The 4,748-nt window shown below is 68.0% G+C and carries 5 protein-coding genes; 1 reads left to right on the top strand and 4 read right to left on the bottom strand.

The features are described from left to right. The first annotated feature begins 48 nt into the window (after nt 1–48). The gene (locus D7W79_RS38935) at nt 49–630 is read left to right on the top strand and encodes a cytochrome c oxidase assembly factor Coa1 family protein (RefSeq protein WP_120530295.1); all 582 of its coding nucleotides are present in this window, start codon (nt 49–51) and stop codon (nt 628–630) included. A gap of 93 nt (nt 631–723) precedes the next feature. Here D7W79_RS38935 and D7W79_RS38940 read toward each other — a convergent pair whose 3' ends face one another. The 4 genes from D7W79_RS38940 to fsa all read right to left on the bottom strand — a co-directional run bounded on the left by D7W79_RS38940 (nt 724) and on the right by fsa (nt 4,606). Further along, entirely contained in the window at nt 724–1,689 is a 966-nt protein-coding gene (locus tag D7W79_RS38940) for an electron transfer flavoprotein subunit alpha/FixB family protein (RefSeq protein ID WP_120530296.1), read from the bottom strand. A gap of 42 nt (nt 1,690–1,731) precedes the next feature. Beyond that, a complete protein-coding gene (locus tag D7W79_RS38945; protein WP_120530297.1) occupies nt 1,732–2,529 on the bottom strand; it encodes an electron transfer flavoprotein subunit beta/FixA family protein in 798 nt (265 codons plus the stop codon). A gap of 132 nt (nt 2,530–2,661) precedes the next feature. Continuing rightward, on the bottom strand, nt 2,662–3,798 hold the full coding sequence (locus tag D7W79_RS38950) for an acyl-CoA dehydrogenase family protein (RefSeq protein WP_120530298.1): 1,137 nt from the start codon (nt 3,796–3,798) through the stop codon (nt 2,662–2,664). A gap of 142 nt (nt 3,799–3,940) precedes the next feature. Then, nucleotides 3,941–4,606, bottom strand: coding sequence for a fructose-6-phosphate aldolase (gene fsa, locus D7W79_RS38955; RefSeq protein WP_120530299.1), 666 nt, complete (start codon nt 4,604–4,606; stop codon nt 3,941–3,943). Between the last annotated feature and the right edge of the window lie 142 nt (nt 4,607–4,748).

Genomic DNA, 4,748 nt, shown 5'->3' on the forward strand with positions numbered 1-4,748 from the left:
GTCCGGAACCGGCTATGACACGGCCCCAGGTCCAGGCCAGGAGGGCCCATGCCGCCGCAGACAAGTCCCGAGGGTGACTACGCCCCCGTGCCCCGCCAGGGGTGGTGGAGCCGCAACTGGAAGTGGGCGGTGCCCGTGGGCTGCCTGGGGATGCTGGGCTCGTGCTTCTGCTTCGCCGCCATCGCCGTGGGCTGGGGCTACTCGTCCTTCAAGGACATGGGCGCGTATACGGACGCCATCGCCGAGGCCCAGGAGGACCCGCACGTGCAGCAGGCCCTGGGCGGCACCTTCAAGGCGGGCTTCCCCAGCAACACCCAGGTGAGCACCGTCAACGGCCGCACCCACGCGGAGTTCGTCGTCCCGCTGGACGGCCCCAAGGCGGACGGCACCCTCCACGCCGTGGCCGACAAGAACGGCGAGGCGTGGACCTTCCGCACCCTCTACGTCCAGGTGCAGGACGGACAGCGCATCGACCTGCTCGACACGGGCGACGCGCCCTCCGAAGCGCCGGACGGGCACGAGGAGCTGGACCCGGAAGGGGTGCCGGAGGGCCCGGGGCCGGATGAGGCCGAGCCCTCCGAGCCGCCGGCCCAGAAGAAGCCCGGCCACGACACCGACATCGAGCTCTAGGCTCCAAGACGTGACGAAGGGCGCGCCCCGGGAAGGAATCCCGGCGACGCGCCCCCTGGGTGTCACGGCCCGCCGTGCGACGGCGGAAGCGGACTACTTCAGCTTCTGGATGCCCTCGCGCAGCGCGGGCAGGACCTTGAAGAGGTCATCCACGAGGCCGTAGTCGGCCACCTGGAAGATGGGCGCCTCCGGGTCCTTGTTGATGGCGACGATGGTCTTCGAGGACTTCATGCCGGCCAGGTGCTGGATGGCGCCGCTGATGCCCGCGGCGATGTACAGCTTGGGCGCGACGACCTTGCCCGTCTGACCGACCTGCAGGTCGTTGGGAACCCAACCCGCGTCGCACACCGCGCGGGACGCGCCCACCGCGGCGCCCAGCAGGTCCGCCAGCGCTTCGACCTCCTTGAAGTCACCCTTGGTGCCGCGGCCACCAGACACAACCACGCTGGCCTCGGTGAGCTCCGGACGGGCGCTCTTCACCTCGTTGAAGCTGACGAACTTCGTCTTGGAGGCCTCCAGCTTCGGCTGGAAGGACTTCACCTCCGCGGACGCGCCCGCGCCAGCGACCGGCGCGAACTCCGTGGCGCGGATGCTGAGGACCTGCACCGGCGTGGTGAGCTTCACCTCGGCGAACACGTTGCCGGCCCACATGGGGCGCGTGAAGGTGATGTCCGCGCCACTGCCGTTGATGGCGGTGATGTCGGTGGCCATGGCGGCCTTCAGCCGGGCGGCGACGCGCGGCAGCAGGTCCTTGCCCTGCGCCGTGGAGGCCGCGCCCACGAAGGTGGCCTTCAGCTCCTGCGCCAGGCCCGCGACGACGGGGGCGTAGGTCTCAGCCAGGTAGTGCTCCAGCTCCGGAGCGGCCGCGGTGTGGATGACCTTGGCGCCGGAGCCCTTGAGCTCCTCCGCCAGCTTGGACGGGTCCTTGGACAACAGGACGAGGTGCAGCTCGCCGCCGGACTTGTCCGCCAGCTGCTTGCCCGCGGCGATGGCGTTGAGGGAGGCCTTGCGCAGGTTCCCGTCCGGCTGCTGCTCGGCGACGATGAGGACGATGGACATGGTGTCTGTCTCCGGAATCGTTGGAAGGGTTGGGGAGCGCGGTCAGACGACCTTCGCCTCGTTGTGCAGCTTCTCCACCAGGGTGGCCACGTCCGGCACCTTGATGCCGGCCTTGCGCGCCGGGGGCGACGCCAGCTTGAGCACCTGGATCTTCGGCGCCACGTCCACGCCCAGGCCCGCCGGGGTCAGCTCCTCGATGGGCTTGCTCTTGGCCTTCATGATGCCCGGGAGGCTGGCGTAGCGCGGCTGGTTGAGGCGCAGGTCCGTGGTGACGACCGCGGGCAGCTGGACCTCCAGGGTCGCGAGCCCGTTGTCCACTTCACGCACCACCTGGACGCTCTTCTTGTCCGCGGACAGCACCACCGCGGGGACCTTGTTCTTCTCCTGGTCGCTCTCCAGCGACTCCACCTTGGAGGCGAACGTGGCCTGGCCCCAGCCCAGGAACTCCGCCAGGTACTGGCCCACCTGGTTCTGGTCGTCGTCGATGGACTGCTTGCCCAAGAGGACGATGTCCGGCTTCTCCTTCTCCGCGACCTTCTGGAGCAGGCCCGCGATGCCCAGCTGATCCAGCGGGCCCGTGTGGTTCACCCAGATGGCGCGGTTGGCGCCCATGGCCAGCGCGTGGCGCAGCTGCTCCTGCACCTCCTTGCCGCCGATGGAGACCACCACCACCTCGCCGGTGTGCTTCGCGGCAAGGCGCAGGCCCTCTTCCACGCCGATTTCATCGAAGGGGTTGATCTTGTACTTCAGCCCCTCCTTCACGATGTCGGAGCCGTCCGGCTTCACCTTGATCTTCGACTCGGGATCTTCCACGCGCTTGGCGGTGACGAGAATCTTCACGGCGGGCTCTCCTCAGTGGGGAGTGTTTGGAAAGTAGGGCGGCTTGACGCGCCGCGCATCAGGGCGGGAGTAATAGACATCCGTACACGGCGGCGGCAACGGGAAAGCCCCGCCGGGCACAGTTTTGCTTTTCTACCTGAACAGTTCCTTCGCGATGACCAGGCGCTGCACCTGGCTCGTGCCCTCGTAGACCTGGATGAGCTTGGCGTCGCGCATCAGCTTCTCCACGGGGTAGTCCTTCATGTAGCCGTAGCCGCCGAACACCTGCACGGCGTCCGTGGCGACCTTCATGGCCATGTCCGCGGCGAAGCACTTCGCATAGCTGGACTGGAGGGTGTTGCGCTGTCCTTCGTCCAGCACCTGGGCGCTCTCGTAGGTGAGCAGGCGCGCGGCGTGGGTGTTCATGGCCATCTCCGCCAGCATGAACTGGACGGCCTGGTGCTCGCGGATGGGCTTGCCCATCGTCTGGCGCTGGGCCGAGTACTCCAGCGAGTGCTCCAGCGCCGCGCGGGCGATGCCGATGGAGATGCTCGCGGTCAGCGGGCGGCTGTTGTCCAGCGTGGCCATGGCGATCTTGAAGCCCTCGCCCTCTTCGCCGATGCGGTTCTTCGCCGGGACGCGCACCTCGTCGAACGTGACGGTGGTGGTGTTGCTGGCGCGCTGGCCCATCTTGTTCTCGTGCTTGCCGGTGGTGAGGCCCTGGGGACGGCCCTCCACGACGAAGCAGGTGATGCCCTTGTGCTTCTTGCCCTTGTCCAGCGTGGCGAACACGGTGAACTGATCCGCGTAGCCGGCGTTGGTGATGAAGCACTTGCTGCCGTTGAGCACGTACTCGTCGCCCTCGCGGCGCGCGGTGGTGCCCATGGCCGCCACGTCGGAGCCCGCGGCGGGCTCCGTGAGACAGAAGCAGCTGAGCTTCAGCTTCTCCCCGAAGGGGGCGAGCAGGCGCTTCTTCTGGTCATCCGTGCCGGACAGGATGATGGGCAGGTTGGCCAGGTCGTTGGCGATGAGGGACGTGGCCACGCCCGCGCAGCCCCACGCCAGCTCCTCACAGACGATGACCTGCTCCAGGTGCGTCAGGCCCACGCCGTTGTACTCCGACGGGATGGCCATGTTCAGCAGGCCCAGCTCGAAGGCCGCGGAGATGAGGTCCTTGGGGAAGTCGGAGGTCTCGTCGTAGTGGGGGGCCTTGGGGCGCACCACGTCACGGGCGTACTTGCGCGCGGCGTCCTGCAAGGCGCGCTGGGACTCGCTGAGCTGGAAATCCATGGGGCGGCTCCGGGAGGGTTGATTCAAATATCAATCCGCTCCCTTGCCATACCGCTCCCGACGTTCGGGCGCCAGCCCCCGCGAGGGTCCCCCCGTCGTTCCAGGGACACCGGAACGGACAGGGGGGCCTCTGTCCGGGAGGCTACTTCCCGGCGGGCTTCGCCTGCTTGGGGACCTTCTCCCAGTCCGCGAGGAACTTCTGGATGCCCGCGTCGGTGAGGGGGTGGTTCGCCAGCTGGGTGATGACGTTGTAGGGCAGCGTGGCGACGTCCGCGCCCAGGCGCGCGGCCTGGAGGACGTGGACGGGGTTGCGCACGCTGGCCACCAGCACCTGCGTGGTGAAGTCGTAGTTCTGGTAGATCTCCAGGATGTGGGCGATGAGCTCCATGCCGTCCTGGGAGATGTCGTCCAGCCGGCCCACGAAGGGCGACACGTACGTGGCGCCGGCCTTGGCGCACAGCAGGGCCTGGTTGGCGGAGAAGCAGAGGGTGACGTTGGTGCGGATGCCGTCGGCGGTGAGCGCCTTGACGGCCTTCATGCCCTCCACGCCCATGGGAATCTTCACGACGACGTTGTCGTGGATCTTCGCCAGGCCCTGGCCTTCCTTGATGAGCTCCGGGGCCGTCAGCGAGACGCACTCCGCGCTGATGGGACCGTCCACGATGGAGCAGATCTCCCGGATGGTCTCCTCCAGGTTCCGGCCGACCTTGGCCAGCAGTGACGGGTTGGTGGTGACGCCGTCCACGCAGCCCATCTCGTGGGCCTTGCGGATTTCGCCGACGTCCGCGCTGTCGATGAAGAACTTCATGCCGTCCCCTTGGTTTCCGGTGGTGAAGAGGGTTTCCCCGGCCACGGGCGGCCGGGCGGGCAGGCCGTAGCCCAGGCCCCCCCATGCGTCAAGGATGGCCGCCCACGCGGAGGCTGGAGTAGAGGTAGCGCCCATCCATGGC

This window comes from Corallococcus exercitus (genome assembly GCF_003611585.1).
Taxonomy (GTDB): domain Bacteria; phylum Myxococcota; class Myxococcia; order Myxococcales; family Myxococcaceae; genus Corallococcus; species Corallococcus exercitus.